At 60.9% G+C, this 23,751-nt stretch carries 19 protein-coding genes; 5 read left to right on the forward strand and 14 right to left on the reverse strand.

The features are described 5' to 3' along the window. Positions 1-15: 15 nt before the first annotated feature. The 5 genes from PspS04_RS03870 to PspS04_RS03890 form a co-directional block, all read right to left on the reverse strand. Positions 16-1,179, reverse strand: a complete 1,164-nt coding sequence (locus PspS04_RS03870; RefSeq protein WP_159993734.1) for a type III PLP-dependent enzyme — start codon at positions 1,177-1,179, stop codon at positions 16-18. A gap of 452 nt (positions 1,180-1,631) precedes the next feature. Then, positions 1,632-2,789 (reverse strand): osmoprotectant ABC transporter ATP-binding protein OsmV, encoded by a 1,158-nt coding sequence (locus PspS04_RS03875; protein ID WP_095169438.1) that lies wholly within the window; start codon positions 2,787-2,789, stop codon positions 1,632-1,634. Continuing rightward, the gene (locus tag PspS04_RS03880) at positions 2,786-3,439 is read right to left on the reverse strand and encodes an ABC transporter permease (protein WP_095169437.1); all 654 of its coding nucleotides are present in this window, start codon (positions 3,437-3,439) and stop codon (positions 2,786-2,788) included. The genes PspS04_RS03875 and PspS04_RS03880 overlap by 4 nt, the downstream gene beginning before the upstream one ends. Positions 3,440-3,454: 15 nt before the next feature. Then, complete coding sequence (locus PspS04_RS03885; protein WP_095169436.1) at positions 3,455-4,357, reverse strand: glycine betaine ABC transporter substrate-binding protein; 903 nt, start codon at positions 4,355-4,357, stop codon at positions 3,455-3,457. Between the two features lie 23 nt (positions 4,358-4,380). Next, positions 4,381-5,097 carry an ABC transporter permease gene (locus PspS04_RS03890; protein WP_095169435.1) on the reverse strand — a complete coding sequence of 239 codons (717 nt, stop codon included), beginning with the start codon at positions 5,095-5,097 and terminating at the stop codon, positions 4,381-4,383. A 328-nt stretch (positions 5,098-5,425) separates the two neighbouring features. Between PspS04_RS03890 and PspS04_RS03895 the strand changes: the two genes are divergently transcribed. Further along, entirely contained in the window at positions 5,426-7,009 is a 1,584-nt protein-coding gene (locus PspS04_RS03895) for a peptide chain release factor 3 (protein WP_095169434.1), read from the forward strand. Positions 7,010-7,248: 239 nt separating this feature from the next. Further along, complete coding sequence (locus PspS04_RS03900; protein ID WP_159993736.1) at positions 7,249-7,506, forward strand: hypothetical protein; 258 nt, start codon at positions 7,249-7,251, stop codon at positions 7,504-7,506. Between the two features lie 489 nt (positions 7,507-7,995). On the opposite strand, the gene PspS04_RS03905 is transcribed toward PspS04_RS03900, so the two are convergent. From PspS04_RS03905 to PspS04_RS03945, 9 genes are all read right to left on the reverse strand, one after another. Continuing rightward, positions 7,996-8,976, reverse strand: a complete 981-nt coding sequence (locus PspS04_RS03905) for a peptide ABC transporter ATP-binding protein (protein ID WP_159993738.1) — start codon at positions 8,974-8,976, stop codon at positions 7,996-7,998. After that, positions 8,976-9,944, reverse strand: coding sequence for an ABC transporter ATP-binding protein (locus PspS04_RS03910; protein WP_159993740.1), 969 nt, complete (start codon positions 9,942-9,944; stop codon positions 8,976-8,978). Before PspS04_RS03910 ends, PspS04_RS03905 begins: the two co-directional genes overlap by 1 nt. Positions 9,945-9,954: 10 nt before the next feature. Then, positions 9,955-10,866 (reverse strand): ABC transporter permease subunit, encoded by a 912-nt coding sequence (locus PspS04_RS03915; RefSeq protein ID WP_159993742.1) that lies wholly within the window; start codon positions 10,864-10,866, stop codon positions 9,955-9,957. Positions 10,867-10,877: 11 nt separating this feature from the next. After that, on the reverse strand, positions 10,878-11,888 hold the full coding sequence (locus tag PspS04_RS03920; RefSeq protein WP_159993744.1) for an ABC transporter permease subunit: 1,011 nt from the start codon (positions 11,886-11,888) through the stop codon (positions 10,878-10,880). A 71-nt stretch (positions 11,889-11,959) separates the two neighbouring features. Next, entirely contained in the window at positions 11,960-13,555 is a 1,596-nt protein-coding gene (locus PspS04_RS03925; RefSeq protein WP_095169314.1) for an ABC transporter substrate-binding protein, read from the reverse strand. 76 nt (positions 13,556-13,631) lie between these two features. Further along, positions 13,632-15,047: an OprD family porin gene (locus PspS04_RS03930; RefSeq protein ID WP_159993746.1), complete on the reverse strand. Its 1,416-nt coding sequence runs from the start codon at positions 15,045-15,047 to the stop codon at positions 13,632-13,634. 170 nt (positions 15,048-15,217) lie between these two features. Continuing rightward, the gene (locus PspS04_RS03935; RefSeq protein ID WP_159993748.1) at positions 15,218-16,819 is read right to left on the reverse strand and encodes an ABC transporter substrate-binding protein; all 1,602 of its coding nucleotides are present in this window, start codon (positions 16,817-16,819) and stop codon (positions 15,218-15,220) included. A gap of 293 nt (positions 16,820-17,112) precedes the next feature. After that, positions 17,113-18,738, reverse strand: a complete 1,626-nt coding sequence (locus tag PspS04_RS03940; protein WP_095169317.1) for an ABC transporter substrate-binding protein — start codon at positions 18,736-18,738, stop codon at positions 17,113-17,115. Positions 18,739-19,149: 411 nt separating this feature from the next. After that, positions 19,150-19,866 (reverse strand): SIMPL domain-containing protein, encoded by a 717-nt coding sequence (locus tag PspS04_RS03945; protein WP_095169318.1) that lies wholly within the window; start codon positions 19,864-19,866, stop codon positions 19,150-19,152. Positions 19,867-20,093: 227 nt separating this feature from the next. Here PspS04_RS03945 and PspS04_RS03950 point away from each other — a divergent pair, with 227 nt between their 5' ends. The 3 genes from PspS04_RS03950 to PspS04_RS03960 all read left to right on the forward strand — a co-directional run bounded on the left by PspS04_RS03950 (position 20,094) and on the right by PspS04_RS03960 (position 23,733). Beyond that, on the forward strand, positions 20,094-21,356 hold the full coding sequence (locus PspS04_RS03950; RefSeq protein ID WP_095169319.1) for an ATP-binding protein: 1,263 nt from the start codon (positions 20,094-20,096) through the stop codon (positions 21,354-21,356). Further along, a complete protein-coding gene (locus PspS04_RS03955) occupies positions 21,349-21,909 on the forward strand; it encodes a response regulator transcription factor (protein ID WP_095169320.1) in 561 nt (186 codons plus the stop codon). The genes PspS04_RS03950 and PspS04_RS03955 overlap by 8 nt, the downstream gene beginning before the upstream one ends. Before the next feature lie 96 nt (positions 21,910-22,005). Continuing rightward, positions 22,006-23,733, forward strand: coding sequence for an ABC transporter ATP-binding protein/permease (locus PspS04_RS03960; RefSeq protein WP_159993750.1), 1,728 nt, complete (start codon positions 22,006-22,008; stop codon positions 23,731-23,733). Positions 23,734-23,751: the final 18 nt, after the last annotated feature.

Consider the following 23,751-nt stretch of genomic DNA (forward strand, 5'->3'; position numbering starts at 1 on the left):
CATCACTGCAGATACTTACACGTAGAACGACTTCAACGGTGGGAAGCCATTGAACTCGACGGCGCTGTAGCTGGTGGTGTACGCGCCGGTGGACAGCCAGTACAGGCGGTCACCGATGGCCAGGTTCAGCGGCAGGCCGTACTTATAGTTTTCGTACATGATGTCGGCGCTGTCGCAGGTTGGGCCAGCGATCACCACTTCTTCCATCTCACCTTTCTTCTCGGTCCAGATCGGGAACTTGATGGCTTCGTCCATGGTTTCGATCAGACCGGAGAACTTGCCCACGTCCGTGTACACCCAGCGCTCTACTGCGGTACGGGATTTACGCGCGACCAGTACGACTTCACTGACCAGGATGCCGGCGTTGGCGATCAACGAACGGCCCGGCTCCAGGATGATTTCCGGCAAGTCATCACCGAAGTCTTCCTTGAGGAAGCGGATGATTTCCTCGGCGTAGGTTTCCAGGCTGTTGGTGCGGGTGATGTAGTTGGCCGGGAAGCCACCGCCCATGTTGATCAGCTTGAGCTCGATACCGTCTTCTTCTTTCAGGCGCTCGAAGATCACTTTGACCTTGGCGATCGCTGCGTCCCAGACGCTGATGTCGCGTTGCTGCGAACCGACGTGGAACGAAATACCGTACGGCACCAGGCCCAGGTCACGAGCCAGGATCAGCAGGTCCATGGCCATGTCGGTCTGGCAGCCGAACTTGCGCGACAAAGGCCAGTCAGCCGTGGTCGAGCCTTCGGTGAGAATCCGCACATAGACTTTTGAACCCGGTGCCGCCTTGGCGATGTTGCGCAGGTCGGCTTCGGAGTCGGTGGAGAACAGGCGCACACCCCTCTCGTAGAAGTAGCGGATGTCCTTGGATTTCTTGATGGTGTTGCCGTAGCTGATACGGTCGGCGCTGACGCCACGGTCCATCACCTTGTCCAGCTCGTAGATCGACGCGATGTCAAAGCTCGAACCTTTGGACTTGAGCAGGTCGATGATCTCGACGGCCGGGTTGGCCTTGACCGCGTAATAGACTTTGGCGAATTCGAAACCGGCGCGCAGGTCATCGTAGGCCTGGCTGATCATCGCGGTGTCGATCACCACGAACGGGGTTTCTTGTTTGTCGGCGAACGCCTTCATTTTGTCAAAAGTGGCGCGCGCGAAATAGTCTTCGACGTTGATCGACATGCTGGGAACTCCTACTGGCAAACTGAAATTAACAATGGGTGCAAATGAACGTCCTCCGTATCCCCACTTTGGTTCGCCTACTTCCCAAGGCATGTCGCCGAAAGCAAAAAGGCCATGGGATCACCTGCGTCCCTTGGCCTTGCTGTCTCGTCGTCAGTACTTGAGCCGGATGGATCGTTTCCAGCATGGACGTTCGGCGCGAACTTTAGGGCGTGAGGGGCTTGAGATCAACAAAAAATGTCGCGTTTTTGCACGCTTCCGTCGTGCGGTCCCGGACAGCTACTGATGTAACCGACCTGCATGACAGTGTGATGTTCCTCCAAGAGGGAGATTTGAATACTTGTAGGAGCGAGCTTGCTCGCGATGGACGTCAACGATAACGCGTGGAGCCTGGTACCCTGTGGTGCCATCGAGTGCATCGCGAGCAAGCTCGCTCCTACAGTTATTTTTTGTCAGGCCAACGCAGTCTCGGCCGGCGACACAATGCTGGTCTTGCCGCCACGGGACTTGCCGGAGCTCAGGTACTCGGCAATCGATTCCTGGGTCACTTCGCCGAGGAACACCCGCTCCGCATCCAGCACCGGCAGCCACGAGCGGTTGAACTCGTACATGCGCGACAGCAGGATGCGCAGGTGTTCGTCGTAGGCTGCAGTGGCGTTGAACTCGCGCAGATACTGGCCACATGAGCCGCCCTGGCGGTGCAGGTCGCGGCGACGTACGTAGCCCAGGGCCTTGTTTTCGGCACAGGTGACGACCACATAGCGGCGGTCGTGTTCGTCCATCAACTCCAGCGCATCGGCCACCGGGGTCTCCGGGCTCACGGACGGGGCGTTGTCCGCGGCGTCTTCGGCCTTGACCAGCAGCAGGCGCTTGAGGGTGCTGTCCTGGCCCACGAAGTTGCTGACAAAGTCGTCCGCCGGGTGGGCGAGCAAGGTGTCCGGGTGGTCGATCTGCAACAACTTGCCGGCGCGGAAGATGGCGATCTTGTCCCCCAGCTTGATCGCTTCGTCGATGTCATGGCTGACCATGATCACCGTCTTGTTCAGCGCCCGCTGCATCTCGAAGAATTCGTTCTGGATCATCTCGCGGTTGATCGGGTCGACTGCGCCGAAGGGTTCGTCCATCAGCAGCAACGGGGCATCGGCGGCCAGCGCGCGGATCACGCCGATGCGCTGCTGCTGGCCACCGGACAGTTCACGCGGATAGCGGTGCAGGTACTGCTTGGGTTCGAGCTTGATCATGCTCATCAACTCGCGGGCGCGGTCGTGGCACTTCTGTTTGTCCCAGCCGAGCAGGCGCGGGACCACGGTGATGTTCTCCTCGATGGTCATGTTGGGGAACAGGCCGATCTGCTGGATCACATAGCCGATGTTGCGGCGCAGGGTCACTGCGTCGAGGTCGGTGGTGTCTTCGCCGTTGATCAGGATCTTGCCCGAGGTCGGTTTGATCAGGCGGTTGATCATCTTCAGCGTGGTGCTTTTGCCGCAGCCCGATGGCCCGAGGAACACGCAGATTTCGCCTTCATTGACGGTCAGGCTTACCGAGTCCACGGCTTTGACGTCTTTGCCGTTGCTGCGGAAGGTTTTGCTGAGGTTTTGAAGTTCGATCATTTCAGGAGTCCTTTTGGAGTCAGCGAGCGTTGCAGCCATTGCAAGAGCAGGTCGGCGAAGATGGCCAGCACACTGACCAGGACCGCGCCGACAATCAGCATCGACATGTCGCTGCGGCTGATGGAGGCGAGAATGAGTACGCCCAGGCCGCCGGCGCCGATGGTCGCGGCGATGGTCATCACCCCGATGTTCATCACCACGGCGGTGCGCACACCGGCGAGAATCACCGGCACCGCGATCGGCAGTTCGACCATGCGCAGGCGCTGGCCGAATGTCATGCCAATGCCCCGGGCGGCTTCGCGAATACCCGGTTCGACGCCGGTCAGCGCCAGGTAGGTGTTACGCATGATCGGCAGCAGGGAGTACAGGAACACCGCGGTAATCGCCGGCATCGGCCCCAGGCCCTGGCCGAACTTCGAATAGAACGGCAGCAGCAGGCCGAACAGGGCAATCGAGGGCACGGTCAGCAGCACGGTGGCGCTGGCCTGTAGCGGGCCGGCCAGTGCCGGAAAGCGAGTCATCACAATGCCCAGGGGCACGCCGACGACAATCGCCAGGGTCACGGCGATCCCGACCAGGGTGATGTGTTGCCAGGTCAGGTGCAGGACAAGTGGCCAGTCCAGATGGGAAAAGGCGTTCAGGAAATCCATGGCTTTTCCTCCGGTTCAGTTGTTCGAAAGCTGTGGGTGCTGGCGCAGGAAGTCTGCGGCCACGGCCGACGGGCTTTCATGATTGACGTCGACCCGGGCATTGAGCTGGCGCATGGTCTCGTCATCGAACAGATCGGCCAGCGGCTTGAGTTGGCCAGCCAGTTGCGGATGGGCGTCGAGGTACACCTGGCGCACCACGGGGGCGGCGGTGTAGTCGGGGAAGTAATGCTTGTCGTCTTTGAGCAACTTGAGTTTGAACGCACTCAGGCGCCCGTCGGTGGTGTACACCAGGCCGGCAAACACCTGGCCATTGCGCAGTGCGGTGTAGACCAGGCCCGCGTCCATCTGGCGGATGTTGCGTCGGGTCAGGTCCATGTCGTAGCGCTCGACCATGCCTGCCAGGCCGTCGGAACGGTTGGCGAACTCGGTGTCCAGGGCCACCAGCGGGTTGTCCTCGGCCTGATTGCGCAGCGCCGTGTTCAGCTCGCTGATGCTGTTGACCTCGGGGAATTGCTCGGCGATTTTCTCGGGCAGTGCCAGGGCGTAGGTGTTGCTGAATTTCGACGGCGAGAGCCAGGTAAGGCCCTTCTTCGCATCCAGTTCAGTGACCCGGGCCAGGGACTGCTGGCTGTCGAGCTTTTCCGTGACGTGGTTGTAGGACACCAGGGAGACCCCGGTGTACTCCCAGACCATGTCCAGTTGCCCGGTTTCCTGGGCGCTGCGGGCCAGGTTGCTGCCCAGGCCGCCGGTGACCTGGGCGTTGTAGCCTTTGGCGCGCAGGTATTGGGCGGTGATTTCGGCGAGCAGGGTCTGCTCGGTGAAGACCCGGGCGCCGATGCGGATCAGGGGTTTTTCGGCGGCCTGGGCAAATCCTGCGCACAGCAGGACGCAGCCCAGTAACAAGCTTGGTAATTTCATCGTGATTCCTTCGCTCAGCCGGGTTAGGACTGGGGTAACCCGCGTTCCAGCCAGAGGCGGCTGCTCAGTGTCACCAGACCGTCCAGCAGCAATGCCAGCAGGGCGGTACACGCCGCGCCGAGGATCAGTTGCGGCTGGTTGTTCAGGGCAATGCCGGGGAAAATCAGGCTGCCCAGACTGTTGGCGCCGATCAGGAACGCCAGGGGCGCGGTACCGACGTTGATCGCCAGCGCTACTCGCACGCCACCGATGATGATCGGCACGGCGTTCGGCAGTTCGACCCGCCAGAGCACTTGGCGCGGGGTCATGCCGATGCCGACGGCGGCTTCCTTGAGTGAACCCTGGACGTTTTTCAGGCCCTCGTAGGTATTGCGCACGATGGGCAGGAGGGAGGCGAGGAAGAGGGCGAAGATGGCAGGGCCGCTGCCGATCCCGAGGATCCCCAGGGCGATGGCCAGTACGGCCAGGGGTGGGACGGTGTTGCCGATGTTGAAGATTTGCATGAAGCGTTCGGCGCGTCCGACCAGGGTCGGGCGGCTGAGCAGGATGCCGGCAGGGATGCCCACGACAAGGGCGGCCAGCATGGAAGCGAGGACGAGGATCAGGTGAGCTTGCAGGTAAAACAACAAATCGTCGCGGTACAGTTCGATCGTGTTGATGCCGATCCAGTGGATCAGCAGGGCCAGGAGGGCGACGACAACCGCTCCCCCTATCAGCCCTTTGCCATAGCGAATAGCCACAGGCGGACTCCTTTATTTCAGTCGGCGCACACTTCCCGTGTGGCAACGCCATGCCTGGCTGCCGGGAAGGTGTTCGCGAAAAGCAGCTCGCCAATGCCGGCAAAACGGCATGAGGTCGAGCCATGAGCACAGCCTCGTCAGGCTGACTTGCAGATATTTTCAGCCCCTGACGAAAGGTCGTAACAGGGGAGTGGACGTCTCTACGCTTTAAAAGGTTCCCATCTTAGGCAGCATTTGGCCACCCTTAATGTGCTCAACGGTTCGGTTCTGGGTTCAACTTGGGCTATAATCGCCGCCCTTTTTTGAATCACCTGCCAGGCGATTTCCCATGACCAAACAGGCCGCCGAAGTCGCGAAACGCCGCACTTTCGCCATTATTTCCCACCCCGATGCGGGTAAGACCACCATCACCGAGAAGCTCTTGCTGATGGGCAAGGCGATTGCGGTTGCCGGCACGGTGAAATCTCGCAAATCCGACCGCCATGCCACCTCCGACTGGATGGAAATGGAAAAGCAGCGGGGTATTTCGATTACCACGTCGGTCATGCAGTTTCCGTATCGCGATCACATGATCAACCTGCTCGACACCCCGGGCCACGAAGACTTCTCCGAAGATACCTACCGTACCCTGACGGCAGTCGACTCGGCCTTGATGGTCCTCGACGGCGGTAAGGGTGTAGAGCCACGGACCATCGCCCTGATGGACGTCTGCCGGCTGCGTGACACGCCGATCGTCAGCTTCATCAACAAACTCGACCGTGACATCCGCGACCCGATCGAACTGCTCGACGAAATCGAGGCGGTCCTGAAAATCAAGGCTGCGCCGATCACCTGGCCGATCGGTTGCTACCGCGACTTCAAAGGCGTGTATCACCTCGCCGACGACTACATCATCGTCTACACCGCGGGCCACGGCCACGAGCGGACCGAAGTCAAGATCATCGAGAAGCTCGACTCCGATGAGGCTCGCGATCACCTGGGTGACGAGTACGACCGCTTCGTCGAACAGCTCGAACTGGTGCAGGGCGCCTGCCACGAGTTCAACCAGCAGGAGTTCCTGGACGGCCAGCTGACGCCGGTGTTTTTCGGTACTGCGCTGGGCAACTTCGGTGTCGATCACGTGCTCGACGCCGTGGTCAACTGGGCGCCAAAACCGCTGGCCCGGGTTGCCAACGAGCGGACCGTGGAACCGGTGGAAGAGAAATTCACCGGCTTCGTGTTCAAGATCCAGGCGAACATGGACCCCAAGCACCGCGACCGAATTGCCTTCATGCGCATCTGCTCCGGCAAGTACGAAAAAGGCATGAAGATGCGCCACGTGCGCACCGGCAAGGACGTGCGGATCGGCGATGCGCTGACCTTCTTCTCCTCCGAGCGCGAGCAACTGGAAGAAGCGTTTGCCGGCGACATCATCGGCCTGCACAACCACGGCACCATCCAGATCGGCGACACCTTCACCGAAGGCGAAGCCCTGGGGTTCACCGGTATCCCGCACTTCGCCCCGGAACTGTTCCGCCGCGTACGCCTGAAGGACCCGCTGAAATCCAAGCAACTGCGCCAGGGCCTGCAGCAACTGGCCGAAGAGGGCGCCACCCAGGTGTTCTTCCCGGAGCGCAGCAACGACATCATCCTTGGCGCCGTGGGTGTCCTGCAGTTCGATGTGGTCGCCAGCCGCCTGAAAGAGGAATACAAGGTCGAGTGCGCCTACGAGCCGATCACCGTGTGGTCCGCGCGCTGGATCGATTGCAGCGATAAGAAGAAGCTTGAAGAGTTCAGCGTCAAGGCCGTGGAAAACCTCGCGGTCGACGGCGGTGGTCACCTGACCTACCTGGCCCCGACCCGGGTCAATCTGGCGCTGATGGAAGAGCGCTGGCCAGACGTGAAATTCCGCGCGACCCGTGAACACCACTAAGCGCTGAACCGTCACACCCAAAACCCCGTTGCGAAAGCCGCGGGGTTTTTTGTTGCTGCGCGAGCTTAGCTGGATTGGCTCTAACTGTTATTCACAACCAATCTGGAAGGATGTGGCATTTCCTGGCTTTAGTCAGCGTCCTATCTGGAGAACCCGACCGATCACAACTAGATTGCAGCCAACGCCATGGCGATTGGGTTCGTCGCCGCCAGGCTCTCCTCGAAAGGATGGAATCAGCTATGAGCATTTTTCAACGCAGTGTGCTGTTGCTTAAGGTGTTGCTGTTGCTGTCGGTGGGTATGTCTTCGGCGTGGGCTGAGTGCCCTCGCCATGGTGAGCAGGTGTCGAGCGATCAGGTGGGAGACGGCGGATTGATGCTGGCCAAGTCCGAATCCGAGCCGGGGGACAAGGGTCAGGGAGGTAGCGCGGGCGACGATGACTCAACCACCGACGAGCCGGACAGCGATGATGCGGATGAGGGTGATAGCCAGACGTAGCTCGTCATTGCTCCAATCTTTTGTGGGAGCTGCTGAAGGCTGCGATTTGGGGGTATATCCGTTGCTGCGGTGATGGCGGCTTAGGGTTTCGCCCTTACGGCGAGGCACTTTTGTCAAACGACACAAAAGTACCCAAAAAGTCTTGCCCCAGCGTTCGGCCCCTCGCTAAGGCTCGGGGTACCTTCGCTGCGGTGCCCATCAGGGGGCATCGCCTACGGTTTGCTTCGCTGCACCTCCTCTCGATGCATGCGGCTTCGCCGCACGGCGCTACGCGCCTACCCCCTGATGGACACCTTCGCTCAGCCTGCCGAAGGGGCAGGTGGATCAAGATCAAAAGCCAGAGCACGGCGACCTGACAGTCGGCCTGAGTGGTAAAGGCGGGCGAGGCGGCCTACCGGCCGGCCTGTTTTTCCTGGTTGGGTTGAAATTACTCTGTAGGAGCGAGCAAGCCGCAAGCGGGCACTCGCTCCTACATCTACAGCGGTTTTGTCAGGCCGCCCCCTCGAGAAATTGCTCGGCGTAATGACACGCTACCTGGCGGCTGTCGAGCAAACGCAAGGCCGGCTCTTCGGTACTACAACGCTCGGTGGCGTACGGGCAGCGCTTGTGGAAGGCGCAGCCGGACGGTGGGTTCAGCGGGTTGGGCAGTTCGCCGACGATCTTGATTTTCGGTTTGTCCGGGTCCGGGTGGATGGTCGGTGTGGCCGACAGCAGGGCCTGGGTGTAGGGGTGCAGCGGGCGGGTGTAGATGTCCTCTTTGGGGCCCATTTCCACCGGACGGCCGAGGTACATGACCATCACGTGGTCGGCCACATGGCGCACCACCGCCAGGTTGTGGGAGATGAACACGTAGGCGGTGTTGAATTCCTGCTGCAGGTCCATGAACAGGTTCAGCACCTGGGCCTGGATCGACACGTCCAGCGCCGAGGTCGGTTCGTCCGCCACCAGCACTTTCGGTTGCAGCATCATTGCCCGGGCGAGGGCGATCCGCTGGCGCTGGCCACCGGAAAACATGTGCGGATAACGCTGGTAATGCTCGGGACGCAGGCCGACCTGCTTCATCATCGCCTGGACTTTGTCGCGCCGTTCGGCAGCGCTTAAGTTGGTGTTGATCAGCAGCGGCTCGGCCAATTGGTCACCGATTTTCTGCCGCGGGTTGAGCGACGCGTACGGGCTCTGGAACACCATCTGCACGTCTTTGCGCAACTGCTTGCGCTCGGCCTTGTTGGCCCCGGTGACTTCCTGCCCGGCGATTTTCAAGGAGCCGGAGGACGGCTCTTCGATCAGCGTCAGGGCGCGGGCCAGGGTCGACTTGCCGCAACCGGATTCGCCGACCACGGCCAGGGTCTTGCCGGCTTCCAGTTCGAACGACACGCCGTTGAGCGCACGCACGGTGGCGTGGCCCTTGAACAGGCCGCGGGAGACTTCGTAGTGACGGGTCAGGTCACGGGCTGTGAGAACGACGGCCATTACGCCACCTCCTGATTCAAAGGATAGAAGCAGCGAGCGAGGCTGTTGCTTTTCGGATCGAGGGCCGGGCGCTGGGCGCGGCAGTTGTCCTGCACGTAGGGGCAGCGTGGCGACAGCAGGCAACCCTGCGGGCGGTCGTAACGGCCGGGAACGATACCCGGCAGCGTGGCCAGGCGCGATTCGCCCAGGCTGTGTTCCGGAATCGCCTTGAGCAGGGCTTCGCTGTACGGGTGCGCGGGAATGTCGAACAGCTGCGGCACCTGGCCGACTTCCACCGCTTGGCCGGCGTACATCACGCACACGCGCTGGGCGGTTTCGGCGACCACGGCAAGGTCGTGGGTGATCAGCACCAGGCCCATGTTCTGCTCTTTCTGCAGGGCCAGCAGCAGGTCCATGATCTGCGCCTGAATGGTCACGTCGAGGGCGGTGGTCGGTTCGTCGGCGATCAGCAGCTTGGGTTCGCCGGCAATTGCCATGGCAATCGCCACGCGCTGGCTCATGCCGCCGGAGAGCTGGTGCGGGTAGGCGTCCATGCGGCTGGCGGCCCCGGGGATCTCGACTTTTTCCAGCAGTTCGATGGCACGCTTGCGCGCCGCGCGGCCGGACATTTTCAGGTGCAGGCGCAGCACTTCTTCAATCTGGAAACCGACGGTGTAGCTCGGGTTCAGCGCGGTCATCGGGTCCTGGAAGACCATGGCCAGGTCTTTGCCGACGATCTGCCGCCGCTGGCGGTTGCTCAGCTTGAGCATGTTCTTGCCGTCGAAGTTCAGGGCGTCGGCGGTGACGATTCCGGGGTGCTCGATCAGGCCCATCAGCGCCATCATGGTCACCGATTTACCCGACCCCGACTCGCCAACGATGGCCAGGACTTCGCCCTTGTCCACGCTAATGTCGAGGCCGTCGACCACCGGAACGGCGGTCTTGTCGCCGAAACGCACGTTGAGATTGTTGATTTCTAACAGTGACATGGGAATCTCCTCAGGCGGCGTTCTTGAGTTTCGGGTCCAGCGCATCGCGCAGGCCGTCGCCCATCAAGTTGATTGCCAGCACGCTGAGCAAAATGGTCAAGCCAGGCAGGCTTACCACCCACCAGGCGCGTTCGATGTAGTCGCGGGCCGAGGCCAGCATGGTGCCCCACTCCGGGGTTGGCGGTTGCACGCCGAGGCCGAGGAAGCCCAGGGCGGCGGCATCGAGAATCGCCGAGGAAAAACTCAGGGTTGCCTGGACGATCAGCGGAGCCATGCAGTTGGGTAGCACGGTGATGAACATCAGGCGGGGCAGGCCGGCACCGGCCAGGCGCGCGGCCGTCACGTAGTCACGGTTCAGCTCGCCCATCACCGCGGCGCGGGTCAGGCGCACGTAGGACGGCAGGGACACGATGGCGATGGCGATCACGGTGTTGATTAGGCCAGGGCCGAGGATGGCGACAATCGCCACGGCCAGCAGCAAGGAGGGCAGGGCCAGCATGATGTCCATCAGGCGCATGATGGTCGGGCCTAGTAGACGCGGGAAGAACCCGGCGAACAGGCCCAGCAGGATCCCCGGGATCAACGACATCACCACCGACGACAAGCCGATCATCAGCGACAGGCGCGAACCCTGGATCAAGCGCGACAGCAGGTCGCGACCCAGTTCATCGGTGCCGAGCAGGAACTGCAGTTGCCCGCCTTCGAGCCAGGCCGGCGGGGTCAGCAGGAAGTCGCGGTACTGCTCGCTGGGGTTATGCGGGGCAACCCAGGGCGCGAAGATCGCGCAGAAGATCACCAGCAACATGAACATCAGGCCGGCAACGGCGCCTTTGTTTTTGGAGAACGCTTGCCAGAATTCTTTGTACGGGGACGGATACAGCAGGCTTTGATCGACTGCTACCGAGGGTGTTGGAGTACTCATGGGTAATGATCTCAGCGCTGATGACGGATGCGTGGGTTGGCAAAGCCGTAGAGGATGTCCACCACGAAGTTGACCAGGATCACCAGGCAGGCGATTAGCAGGATGCCGTTTTGTACGACGGGGTAGTCCCGGGCGCCGATGGCTTCGATCAGCCATTTACCGATGCCGGGCCAGGAGAAGATGGTCTCGGTCAGGACTGCACCGGCCAGCAGCGTGCCGACCTGCAGGCCGACCACGGTCAGTACCGGAATCAGCGCGTTGCGCAGGCCGTGGACGAACACCACGCGCGACGGCGACAGGCCTTTGGCCCGTGCGGTGCGGATGTAGTCTTCGCGCAGCACTTCGAGCATCGAGGAGCGGGTCATCCGCGCAATCACCGCCAGCGGGATGGTGCCGAGCACGATGGCCGGCAGGATCAGGTGGTGCAGGGCGTCGAGGAATGCGCCCGTGTCATCGGCCAGCAGGGTGTCGATCAGCATGAAACCGGTGACCGGCTCGATGTCGTAGAGCAGGTCGATCCGCCCGGAAACCGGGGTCCAGCCCAGAGACACCGAGAAGAACATGATGAGGATCAGGCCCCACCAGAAGATCGGCATCGAATACCCGGCCAGGGAGATGCCCATCACCCCATGGTCGAACAGCGATCCGCGCTTGAGGGCCGCGATCACCCCGGCCAGCAAACCGAGGATCCCGGCGAACAGCAGGGCAGCCATGGACAGTTCGAGGGTCGCGGGGAATAGCGAAGTGAACTCGCTCCAGACACTTTCACGGGTGCGCAGCGATTCACCGAGGTCGCCCTGGGCCAGTTTGCCGATGTAGTCCAGGTACTGGGCATACAGCGGCTTGTTCAGGCCAAGGCGTTCCATTGCCTGAGCGTGCATTTCGGGGTCGACCCGGCGTTCGCCCATCATGACTTCCACAGGGTCGCCAGGAATCATGCGAATCAACGCGAAAGTCAGCAGGGTGATGCCGAAAAAGGTGGGGATCAACAACCCCAGTCGGCGGGCAATAAAACTAAACATCTTCTGGTGTACCTCATCAGCCGGTTAGGCGTACCGGTCAGCCCAGGATCGGGCTGTGGCCGGCGTTTTTTCTACTTCACCTGGGTGGTGGCGAAGTTATTGGTGGTCAGCGGGTTCATGTAGTAACCGTCGACGTTCTTGCGCAGGGCGGTAAACATCTTGGGATGAGCCTGATCGACCCACACCACTTCGTCGTGCAGGATAACCAGGGCTTTTTCATAGAGAGCGGCGCGTTCGGCAGTATCGATCGTGGCCCGAGCCTGGGTGATCAGCGCCTGGAATTGCGGGTTGCACCAGCGGCTGTAGTTTTCGCCGTTTTTGGCGGCTTCGCAACTCAGCAGCGGACCGAGAAAGTTATCCGGGTCACCGTTGTCGCCGCTCCAGCCGGCAGACACCATGTCGTGTTCGCCTTTCTTCGCACGCTTGAGCATCTCCGCCCACTCCATGACACGGATGTCGATGGTGATACCGACCTTGGCCAGGTCTGCCTGGATCAACTGGGCGCCCAGTTGCGGGTTCGGGTTGGTCGGGCCACCGGCGTTGCGGGTGTACAGGGTGAACACCGTGCCTGGCGGAACACCGGCTTCCTTGAGCAGCGCACGCGCCTGGTCGAGGTCCTGGGGCGGGTTCTTCAGCGTGGTGTTATAGCCCAGCAGCGCGGGTGGGTAAGGGTTGACCGCGGCAATCGCGTTGCCCTTGCCGTACAGGGTGTCGACATAGGTCTGTTTGTCCAGGGCCAACTCGATGGCACGGCGCACCCGCACATCGCTCAGGTATTTGTGACTGGTGTTGATCGCGGTATAGCCGGTGGACATCGCCGCGATGGTGGCGATTTGCAGGGCCGGGTCGGCCTGGATGCTCGGGACATCGTCGGGTTTAGGGTAGAGCGCTACCTGGCACTCATTGGCCTTGAGTTTTTGCAGGCGGGTGTTGTTGTCCGGGGTGATGGCAAAAATCAACGGATCAGCCGGCGGCTTGCCACGGAAGTACTGCGGGTTGGCCTTGTAGCGGACCTGGGCATCCTTGGCGTAGCGCTGGAAGATGAACGGACCGGTGCCGATCGGCTTGCTGTTGAGGTCGGCCATTTTGTCGGCCTTTTGCAATAACGCCGCGTACTCGGCCGAGTGAATAGAGGTGAACGCCATGCCCAGGTCCAGCAGGAACGGAGCTTCAGGGCGGTTCAGGGTGAACCTGACAGTCATCTCGTCGACTCTTTCGACAGCCTTGAGCAGGTTCTGGAAATCCATGCTTTCAAAGTATGGAAAGCCGACGGCAGATTGCTTGTGCCAAGGGTGGTTGGGGTCCAGTTGACGCTGGAAGCTCCAGACCACGTCGTCGGCATTGAGTGTGCGCGTCGGTTTGAAATAGTCGGTCGTGTGGAACGCGACGCCGGGGCGCAGGTGGAAAGTGTATTGCAGGCCGTCCGGGCTGATCTCCCAGCTTTCGGCCAGGGCCGGCTGGATCTGCGCGGTGCCGGGCTTGAAATCCACCAGCCGATTGAACAGGGTTTCCGCCGCTGCGTCGGACGTTACGGCGGTGGTGTAGAGCACCGGGTCGAAACCTTCCGGGCTGGCTTCGGTGCAGACCACCAAGGGTTTGGCCGAGGCACCGATGGCTGTCATCAGCACGGTGGCTGCGACAACCGCACGCAAGGGAAGCATCTTCATATAAACCCTCCGTATTCCATGAGCCAGATTAGTCGTTGGGGCCGATTCGTCGAATCGGCCCCGCGGTTGTCACGCCTTAGAGGACGTTGAACGGAATGGTGGTAACCAGGCGGAACTCGTTGATGCTGCCGTCAGCCTGGTTTTCGCTCGCCCGGTGCGCGGTGTAGGTGGCGCGAACGGTGGTGGCTTTCAGCGGACCGCTTTGAATGGCGTAAGTGCTGCCAATCCCATATTCATAGTGGTGTTCGCCGTCTTGCGACTGGATGCCGTCGTAGCCGGTGCCGGTGTAGTGGGTGCCGTCGATGCCCCAGCCGCGTGCCTGGTAGATGTTGAACTTGAGACCCGGTACGCCGTACTCGGCCATGTTCAGGCCATAGGAAACCTGGAAGGATTTCTCGTTCGGGCCGTTGAAGTCCGACAGCAGGGAGTTGGCCAGGTAGATGCCGTTGGTTTCGTGCAGGTAGTCGAAGTACTCGTTACCGTTCACTTCCTGGTAGGAGAAGGTCAGGGTGTGAGCCTGGTGGGTCAGGCCGAACGACAGGGAGTAGGTGTCGTTGTCGATGTTGCCCAGCTTGGCTTTGCCTTCTTCCTGGGTCTTGTAGTAGTTCAGGCCGGTGGTCAGGCTCAGCACCGAGCTGTCGCCCAGCACGTGGGTGGCGCCGAAGTAGTACTGGTTCCAGATATCTTCGGCCTGGGTGGCCCAGAGGCTGGTGGTCAGGCTGGCGAACGGCGAGTAGCTGATGCCTGCGGTGTTGACGTGATCGGCTTCGGCATCAATGGCGCCGTACTCGGAGCGGAATTTGCTCAGGCTTTCTTCGGTACGCGGCGAGTTGCGATCGAAGGTGGCCACGTCGAAGGCCAGGTTGCTCAGCTCTTCACTGTGCAAGGCCACGCCCTGGAAGCTCGAAGGCAGGGCACGGTTGCTGATGACGTCGACTTGCGGGCTGCTGAAGTTCATGCGCCCGGCAGTCAGAGTGGTGTTGGAGATACGGGCCTTGACGTTGGCCAGGCCCAGTTTGCTCCATTGCCCCTGGGCGTCGCCGCCTTCTTTGGTCAGGGTCCGGTTGTTGCCGGCGCCAGGACGAGTGCCGGGAGCGCCGCCGTTGTTGGAGGCCAGGTTTTCCCGATCACGTTCCAGCGCGACTGCGTTGTAGGCCGCCAGCTCGGTGCTGAAACCGACGGTGCCCTGGGTGAAGCCGGAGTTGTACTTGAGGATGGTGCCCTGGACCCAGTTGATCCGGCGATCGGTGGGGGTCGATACGCCGTCTTTTTTGTAGGCGAACTTGCCGCCACGCTTGAGTTGTTCGTTGGAGTACCAGTTACGGGTACTGCCGCTAATCGTCTGGCCTTCGATGAAGCCGGTGGCCTCGGATTGAGCATTGCTGGTATTGACCGTCACCGGGTTGAACGCCTGGCTCTGGGGTTCGGCATACGCGGTTGCGGTGATGCTGCTGATGGCCAGGGCCAACAGGGCGGAGTTGCTCAGTTTCATCAGTGAAGCTCCTTTTTTTCTCTTGTTATTGCCGGTCTCCTGTACTGAGCCGGCTATTGAGGGTGGAACTCATACAAGGCATCGCAAACGTTTGCATGGGGCGAAATCGCCGAATTCAGGCAACAGTCTGCTGTGAGGGCGAAAATCGCCCCCAAGGTTCTGCTAATCAGTTATTGCTCGATACCGACACCCGAGAACACGTTACGACCGAAGGGGCTGACCTTGAATCCTTCGACTTTGGCGCTTAATGGCTGGTTGACCGTGGAGTGGGCGACAGGAGTGATCGGCACTTGCTGCTTGAGCAACTGCTGGGCTTGTTTGTAGAGCACCGTGCGCTGTTCGCGGTCGGTAACGATCTTGGCCTGCTTGATCAGCTTGTCGTATTGCGGGTCGCACCACATGGAGTAGTTGTTGCCGCCAATCGCGTCGCAGCTGTACAGGGTGCCGAGCCAGTTGTCCGGGTCGCCATTGTCCCCGGTCCAGCCGATCAGGCTGACGTCGTGTTCGCCGTTCTTGGTGCGCTTGATGTACTCGCCCCATTCGTAGCTGACGATCTTCACTTTCAGGCCGATTTTCGCCCAGTCCGACTGCAGCATTTCTGCCATCAGCTTGGCGTTCGGGTTGTACGGGCGCTGCACCGGCATGGCCCACAGGGTGATTTCGGTGCCTTCCTTGACGCCGGCAGCCTTGAGCAGTGCCTTGGCTTTTTCCGGGTCATAGGCGGCATCCTTGATGCTGTCGTCGTAGGACCACTGGGTCGGTGGCATGGCGTTCACCGCCAGTTGCCCGGCGCCCTGGTACACGGCGTTGAGGATGCCTTGCTTGTTCACCGCCATGTCCAGCGCCTGGCGCACTTGGAGTTGGTCGAAGGGTTTGTGCTGGACGTTGTAGGCGATGTAGCCGAGGTTGAACCCGGGTTTTTCGATCAGTTGCAGCTTCGGGTCTTTTTTCAGCGCCTCGACATCGGCCGGGCGCGGATGCAGCGTGACCTGGCACTCGCCAGCCTTGAGTTTCTGCACCCGTACCGAGGCATCGGTGTTGATCGCAAAAATCAGTTGGTCGAGTTTGACTCGGCTCGGGTCCCAGTACTGTTTGTTGCCCGCATAGCGAATCTGCGAGTCCTTCTGGTAACGCTGGAACACGAAAGGCCCGGTGCCCACCGGCTTCTGGTTGATGTCGCTGGGTTTGCCCGAGGCCAGCAACTGGTCGGCGTACTCGGCCGAGAGAATCGAGGCGAAACTCATGGCGAGGTTCTGGATGAACGCAGCGTCGACTGAGTTCAGGGTCATGACCACGGTCAGGGGCGCGGTTTTTTCGACCTTGGCGATGTTCTTGTTCAGGCTCATCCCGTTGAAGTACGGGAACTCGGTGGGGTAGGCCTTACGGAAAGGGTGGTCGGTGTGAAGCATGCGGTTGAAGGTGAACAGCACGTCGTCGGCGTTGAAATCCCGGCTCGGGGTGAAGTACTTGGTGGTGTGGAATTTCACCCCTTCGCGCAGGTGGAAGGTGTAGGTCAGGCCGTCTGCGGAAATATCCCAGCGGGTCGCCAGGCCCGGAACGACGCTGGTGGCGCCTTTCTCGAACTCGGCCAGCCGATTGTACAGTGGCTCGGCGGCATCGTTGTCGGTGGCGGTGGTGTATTGCGCAGTGTCGAAGCCCGCCGGGCTGCCTTCGGAGCAGAAAACCAGGCTGTTGCTGGCGGCCTGGCTGATGGAGGTGGCGGCCAACAGGCCGCTGCCCAGTAGGGCGGATAAAACCAAGGTATGGCGCATGACACTCCCTCTCTTATTGGAAATAAACCATGAGCCCTCGTCCCGTCCGGGGACGTGCGGGCACAGAACCACGGGTTTCAGCGATTGCCATTCCAGGCGCAGTACGGTCGGACCCTCGACGTTAGTGAGTCGAGTGTCGGGCGGTAAATGCGAAAGGCCTTAAATACAGGTAAGAAAAGGCGACACGTCCTAAACCCGTGGCAGTAGGCCGCAGTGATTTGGGATGTAGGTCAATTCCGCTGTATTGGCAGATAGCGCCGCGACGACCTCAGCAAGGTCGCCGCGGCAATACCTTATTTGCTGACGCTGACGCCGTAGAAGGAGTTCAAGCCAAACGGGCTGATCTTGAAGTCCTGCACGGTGTTGCGCATGGGTTGATACACCGTCGAGTGCGCGATAGGTGTCATCGGGACTGCATCTTTGAGGAGGTGTTGCGCCTGCTTGTACAGCTCGGTGCGTTTGGCGACGTCGGTGGTGGCCTTGGCTTCCTTGATGATGGTGTCGTACGGCTTGTCGCACCATTTCGAGAAGTTGTTGCCGCTCAGGGAGTCGCAGCCAAACAGTACGTTCAGCCAGTTGTCCGGGTCACCATTGTCACCGCTCCAGCCAATGATCATGGCCTGGTTCTCGCCACCTTTGGAACGCTTGATGTACTCGCCCCATTCGTAGCTGACGATGTTGACCTTGAGGCCGATTTTCGCCCAGTCCGACTGCAGCATTTCTGCCATCAGCTTGGCGTTCGGGTTGTACGGACGCTGGACTGGCATGGCCCACAGGGTGATTTCGGTACCCGGCTTGATGTCAGCCTTTTTCAGCAGTTCCTTGGCCTTTTCAGGGTCGTACTTGGCGTCCTTGATGGTGTCGTCATAGGACCACTGGGTTGGCGGCATGGCGTTGACGGCCAGTTGGCCAGCGCCCTGGTAGACCGAGTCGATGATCTGCTGCTTGTTCACCGCCATGTCCAGCGCCTGGCGCACTTCCAGCTTGGCCAGTGGGTTGGCGTCGGTACGGCCCTTGAGGACCGGCATCACGTTGTAGGCAATGTAGCCGAGGTTGAAACCCGCCTGATGCGGCAGTTTCAGGTCCTTGTCTTCACCCAGGGCCTTGAGGTCGGCCGGACGTGGGAACAGGGTGACCTGGCATTCGTTTTTCTTCAGCTTCTGGATACGCACCGACGGGTCGGTGGTGATGGCGAAGATCAGGTTGTCGATCTTGACGTCTTCAGGCTTCCAGTAGTCCTTGTTGCCGGTGTAACGGATGTTGGAGTCTTTCTGGTAGCTCTTGAACACGAACGGGCCAGTGCCGATCGGCTTCTGGTTGATGTCGCCCGGCTTGCCTTCCTTCAACAGTTTGTCGGCGTACTCGGCAGACTGGATCGAGGCAAAGCTCATGGCCAGGTTCTGGATGAACGCGGCGTCGACCGTGCCCAAGGTGAACTTGACGGTCTTGTCGTCGATTTTTTCGATGTTCTTGATGTTGGTGTCCATCCCCATGTCCGTGAAGTACGGGAACTCGGTGGGGTAGGCTTTGCGGAACGGCATGTCTTTGTCGATCATGCGGTTGAAGGTAAACAGCACGTCGTCGGCGTTGAATTCACGGGTCGGCTTGAAGTAGGGCGTGGTGTGGAACTTGACCCCTTCGCGCAGGTGGAAGGTGTAGGTCAGGCCATCCGGGGACACGTCCCAGCTGGTGGCCAGGCCTGGAACAACAGCGGTGCCGCCACGTTCGAACTGGCTCAGGCGGTTGAACATGGTCTCTGCCGAGGCGTCGAAGTCGGTTCCGGTGGTGTACTGGCCAGGATCAAAACCGGCCGGGCTCCCTTCGGAGCAAAACACCAGGTTAGTCGCCGCGGAGGCGAAGGGTGCGCTAGCAAGCAAGCTGGCGCCGACTAAAAACGGAATGACCGCGTGTTTGAGCATGGTGGCCTCATGATTGTTGTCATTTTTGGAATTAGAGGACGACCTCGTGAGTCGACCTGCGGATACTTATGCAGGGCCTATACCCAATGCAAGATCCAGAGCGGCTACAAGTCTTAAACAGTGGTACGAACGTACCTTAATGTCGCATTCCTATAAACTTTGACGCATTTGATCGTTTGCGCAGGGTTATTTCGGTGCGATAGGCGCACCAAATGTGTGCTGATAGCACAGTTGGCGCACCTTGCCGGAGCGCGATGTTACCCAGCCATAGGTACAGCCTAGACGGGTTTTTCGCGATGGCGAGGGGGGATTGGCGGGTGCAAATCTGTAGGAGCAAGGCTTGCCCGCGAACGGCGTTGATGCGGTCTCACGTAAACCGCATCAATGCCGCCCGACCAGCTCCCACAAGCGTTACGGCATCAATACTTCAATAGAACCGTCGGCCGACATGCTGACCTGGCTGGTGCCGGCTTCCACTTGCGGGGTCACCGGGGCGGAATCCATTGCGGCCGCTTTCATCATCATCGGCGCGCGCAGGTAAGGCTGTGGATAACCGTTGCTGTTGAGGTTCAGGTTGACGATTTTGTAACCCTTGCCACCCAGGGCTTCGGTGGTCAGTTGGGCGCGGGCCTTGAAGGCGTTGACCGCTTCCTTGAGCAGCGCATCCTCGCTGGCCTTGCGGGTCGGGGTGGCGATAGCGAAGTCCATGCCGGCCATCTTCAGGTCGCCGAGCAGTTCACCGGTGAGTTTGGACAGGGCGGCGAAGTCCGAGCTTTCCAGGCGCAGTTCGGCGCGCTCACGCCAGCCGGTGATCTTCTGGCCCTTGTCGTCGTAGATCGGGTAGCTGTTGCGGCTGCCCTGGCGCAGGGTCACGTCCTTGACCTGCCGCGCTTGGCCCAGTGCCTTGTTCATCGCGGTGCTCACCACGGCCGCCAGCTTGGCCGGGTCGGCATTCTGCTCTTCGGTGTAGAGGGTCACGATCATCAGGTCGCGGGCCACTTCCTGGCTGACTTCGGCGCGCAGGGAAATCTGGTTGTAGTGCAGCTCGTCCGCGGCCAGGGCCGGGAGGCTGGCCAGGGTGCCGGCACTGAGGGCGAGAAGGGCGGCACTGCGGCGAAATGTGTTCATCAAAGCTCCTTGGGTGGTGCGCAGGGGTAAGGTTGCGAGCCTGCGTAAAACCATCAGACTCTAGCTGCTATTGTCCGGTTCAGCCGGTTACAACTTCTATACAGTTCGCGCCAGGTGGTCGCAGCGCGGTCAATTGCCCTGTGTCGCTTTGCCGCACTTTTGCCTGTCAGGCCCCCTGCTTGGTTATACTCGACGCGATCCGCCTGGAGCGCTCATCAGGAGAGCTCATGCTCGCCCCCGTACAACTACTTTCCGCGACTCGCCAAAACCTCTGGCGACTGACGTTCATCCGCACCCTGGTGCTGGCCGCCCAGGCCGGTTCGGTGGGGCTCGCCTATTGGTTCGACCTGCTGCCGCTGCCCTGGCTGGAGCTGGCCGCGACCCTCGGTTGCTCGATGCTGCTGTGCGCCTTTACCGCCATCCGGCTGCGCACCTCGTGGCCGGTGACTGAACTCGAGTACGCCGTGCAACTGGCCTGCGACCTGTTTATCCACAGTGCGCTGCTGTATTTCTCGGGCGGTTCGACCAACCCGTTCGTCTCTTATTACCTGGTGCCGCTGACCATCGCTGCCGTGACCTTGCCGTGGCGCTATTCGGTGATTCTGTCGGGCATTGCGCTGACCATGTACACCTTGCTGCTGGCGCAGTTCTACCCCCTGGAAACCTTCCCGATGTACCGGGAAAAGATGCAGATCTATGGGATGTGGCTGAGTTTCGCCCTGGCGGCGGCGGTCATCACCTTCTTTGCCGCGCGCATGGCCGAAGAGCTGCGCCGCCAGGAAGAGCTGCGGGCGATCCGCCGGGAAGAGGGGCTGCGCGATCAACAGTTGCTGGCCGTGGCCACCCAGGCTGCTGGCGCCGCCCATGAATTGGGCACCCCGCTGGCGACCATGAGCGTGTTGATCAACGAGATGCTGCAAGACCATCATGACCCGCTGCTGCGCGAGGACTTGAGCGTGCTGCAGGACCAGGTGAAGCTCTGCAAGCAGACCCTGCAGCAACTGGTGCGCGCCGCCGAGAACAATCGCCGCCTGGCGGTGGACATGCAGGACGTCAGCGTCTGGCTCAACGAAGCGCTCGACCGCTGGCACCTGATGCGTCCGGAAGCCACTTACCGCCTGCAGCGGAAGGGGGAAGGCAGCGAACCGCGCCTGGCACCGCCGCCGGACCTGACCCAGGCCTTGCTCAACCTGCTGAACAATGCCGCCGACGCCTGCCCGGAAGGACTGGAAGTGACGCTGGACTGGGACGCCGTGGAGCTGACCATCAGTATTCGCGACCACGGTGCCGGTGTGCCGCTGGCCATTGCCGAGCAGATCGGCAAGCCATTTTTTACCACCAAGGGCAAAGGTTTCGGCCTGGGCCTGTTTTTGAGCAAGGCCAGCGTGACACGCGCCGGCGGCTCAGTGAAACTCTATAGTCATGAGGAAGGCGGTACGCTCACCGAGCTGCGCCTGCCCCGTGCCGCACGAGGAGACGACCATGAGTGACGAGATCCAAGTCGAAGGCGAAGACCTGCCGCATTTATTGCTGGTAGACGACGACGCTACTTTCACCCGCGTCATGGCTCGCGCCATGAGCCGCCGCGGTTTTCGCGTCAGCACCGCCGGTTCCGCCGAGGAAGGCCTGGTCATCGCTCAGCAGGACCTGCCGGACTACGCCGCACTGGACCTGAAAATGGATGGCGATTCGGGACTGGTGCTGCTGCCCAAGCTGCTGGAGCTCGACCCGGAAATGCGCGTGGTAATCCTCACCGGTTACTCGAGCATTGCCACTGCCGTCGAGGCGATCAAGCGCGGCGCCTGCAATTACCTGTGCAAACCGGCCGATGCCGATGATGTGCTGGCCGCCTTGCTGTCCGAGCACGCCGACCTCGATACCCTGGTGCCGGAAAACCCGATGTCGGTGGACCGCCTGCAGTGGGAACACATCCAGCGCGTCCTCACCGAGCACGAAGGCAACATCTCCGCCACCGCCCGCGCCCTGGGCATGCATCGGCGCACCCTGCAGCGCAAACTGCAGAAGCGTCCGGTTCGCCGCTGAACCGTCGCTGAACGAAAATCGCCAGCCACCCGGACAAAATGAACCGATCATCTATGATCGGTTCGTACTCCCTGTGTTTCCTACCGAGCCTGAACCATGAATCAGAACGCTGAATATTGCGCGGTCAACGATGCGGTGCGCGGTCAGTTTTTCCGCCGTGTCTGGCAGATGATCACGCCTTATTGGCGCAGTGAAGAGAAGGGCAAGGCCTGGTTGCTGTTGATTGCGGTGATCGGCCTGTCGCTGTTCAGCGTGGCGATCTCCGTGTGGATCAACAGTTGGTACAAGGACTTCTACAACGCCCTGCAAAAGAAGGACGATGCCGCGTTCTGGAGCCTGATCCTGTATTTCTGCGGGATCGCCGCGGTGGCGATCCTGGGGGCGGTCTACCGTTTGTACCTGACCCAGATGCTGACCATCCGCTGGCGTGCCTGGCTCACCGAGAAACACTTCGCCCGCTGGCTCGGGCACAAGAACTACTACCAGCTGGAGCAGGGCGGTTACACCGACAACCCGGACCAGCGAATCTCCGAAGACCTCAACAGTTTCACCAGCAACACCCTGAGCCTGGGCCTGGGGCTGATTCGTACCGTGGTCAGCCTGGTGTCGTTCTCGATCATCCTGTGGGGCGTTTCCGGCAGTATCGAAGTATTTGGCTACACCATTCCCGGCTATATGTTCTGGTGCGCCCTGGTCTACGCGCTGGTGGGCAGCTGGATCACCCACCTGATCGGTCGCCGCCTGATCGGCCTGAACAACCAGCAACAACGCTTTGAAGCCGACCTGCGGTTCTCCATGGTGCGGGTCCGCGAGAATGCCGAGAGCATTGCGCTGTACAACGGCGAGGCGAATGAAAACCAGCGCTTGAGTACGCGGTTCGGCATGGTCTGGCACAACTTCTGGGACATCATGAAAGTGTCCAAGCGCCTGACTTTCTTCACCGCGGGTTACGGTCAGATCGCGATCATCTTCCCGTTCATCGTCGCGGCGCCACGGTATTTCTCCGGCAAGATCGAGCTGGGGGAACTGATGCAGATCAACTCGGCTTTTGGCAACGTGCAGGAGAACTTCAGCTGGTTCATCAGCGCCTACGCCGACCTGGCAGCCTGGCGTGCCACCTGTGACCGGTTGTTGAGTTTCCGCCAGGCCATGAGCGAAAACGAAGAGCGGGCGCCGGCCATCGATGTACGCCAGGAGGGCGCTGAGCTGCAAGTGCAGCAGGTGGGCCTGGACCTGGCGGATGGTCGTCATCTGCTGACCAGCGCCGACATGACCGTGGAGCAGGGCGACAGGCTGATGCTCAGCGGTCGCTCGGGTAGCGGCAAAAGTACCCTGTTGCGGGCCATGGGCGGTTTATGGCCGGCCGGGCATGGGGCCATTCGCCTGCCGAGTGCGCGCTACCTGTTCCTGCCGCAGAAACCCTACCTGCCGATTGGCACGCTGCGTGAAGCCTTGAGTTACCCACAGTCCGGCGATACCTATCCGCATGAGCGCTACGTGCAGGTGCTGGAGACCTGTCGCCTGCCCCATCTGGTGCCGCGCCTGGATGAAGCCAACCACTGGCAGCGCATGCTGTCGCCGGGTGAACAGCAACGCCTGGCGTTCGCCCGTGCGCTGCTTTATGCACCGCAATGGCTGTACATGGACGAAGCCACTTCGGCGATGGACGAGGAAGACGAGGCCACGCTGTACCAGGCGCTGATCGATCAACTGCCGGGCTTGAGCATCGTCAGCGTCGGCCACCGCAGCAGCCTGAAACGGTTCCATCCGCGCCATGTGCGGATCGACAACGGCCATCTGCAGGAGCAGACCGTGACGGCCTGATCCCACTGCAAATGTAGG

Source organism: Pseudomonas sp. S04 (assembly GCF_009834545.1).
Taxonomy (GTDB): Bacteria; Pseudomonadota; Gammaproteobacteria; order Pseudomonadales; family Pseudomonadaceae; genus Aquipseudomonas.

Coding starts and splice junctions, on each gene's coding strand:
- PspS04_RS03955 (WP_095169320.1), top strand. CDS start 21,349: ATGAGTGACGAGATCCAAGTCGAAGGCGAAGACCTGCCGCATTTATTG.
- PspS04_RS03910 (WP_159993740.1), bottom strand. CDS start 9,944: ATGTCACTGTTAGAAATCAACAATCTCAACGTGCGTTTCGGCGACAAG.
- PspS04_RS03920 (WP_159993744.1), bottom strand. CDS start 11,888: ATGTTTAGTTTTATTGCCCGCCGACTGGGGTTGTTGATCCCCACCTTT.
- PspS04_RS03895 (WP_095169434.1), top strand. CDS start 5,426: ATGACCAAACAGGCCGCCGAAGTCGCGAAACGCCGCACTTTCGCCATT.
- PspS04_RS03945 (WP_095169318.1), bottom strand. CDS start 19,866: ATGAACACATTTCGCCGCAGTGCCGCCCTTCTCGCCCTCAGTGCCGGC.
- PspS04_RS03930 (WP_159993746.1), bottom strand. CDS start 15,047: ATGAAACTGAGCAACTCCGCCCTGTTGGCCCTGGCCATCAGCAGCATC.
- PspS04_RS03935 (WP_159993748.1), bottom strand. CDS start 16,819: ATGCGCCATACCTTGGTTTTATCCGCCCTACTGGGCAGCGGCCTGTTG.
- PspS04_RS03885 (WP_095169436.1), bottom strand. CDS start 4,357: ATGAAATTACCAAGCTTGTTACTGGGCTGCGTCCTGCTGTGCGCAGGA.
- PspS04_RS03915 (WP_159993742.1), bottom strand. CDS start 10,866: ATGAGTACTCCAACACCCTCGGTAGCAGTCGATCAAAGCCTGCTGTAT.
- PspS04_RS03880 (WP_095169437.1), bottom strand. CDS start 3,439: ATGGATTTCCTGAACGCCTTTTCCCATCTGGACTGGCCACTTGTCCTG.
- PspS04_RS03905 (WP_159993738.1), bottom strand. CDS start 8,976: ATGGCCGTCGTTCTCACAGCCCGTGACCTGACCCGTCACTACGAAGTC.
- PspS04_RS03960 (WP_159993750.1), top strand. CDS start 22,006: ATGAATCAGAACGCTGAATATTGCGCGGTCAACGATGCGGTGCGCGGT.
- PspS04_RS03925 (WP_095169314.1), bottom strand. CDS start 13,555: ATGAAGATGCTTCCCTTGCGTGCGGTTGTCGCAGCCACCGTGCTGATG.
- PspS04_RS03950 (WP_095169319.1), top strand. CDS start 20,094: ATGCTCGCCCCCGTACAACTACTTTCCGCGACTCGCCAAAACCTCTGG.
- PspS04_RS03940 (WP_095169317.1), bottom strand. CDS start 18,738: ATGCTCAAACACGCGGTCATTCCGTTTTTAGTCGGCGCCAGCTTGCTT.
- PspS04_RS03900 (WP_159993736.1), top strand. CDS start 7,249: ATGAGCATTTTTCAACGCAGTGTGCTGTTGCTTAAGGTGTTGCTGTTG.
- PspS04_RS03870 (WP_159993734.1), bottom strand. CDS start 1,179: ATGTCGATCAACGTCGAAGACTATTTCGCGCGCGCCACTTTTGACAAA.
- PspS04_RS03875 (WP_095169438.1), bottom strand. CDS start 2,789: ATGATCGAACTTCAAAACCTCAGCAAAACCTTCCGCAGCAACGGCAAA.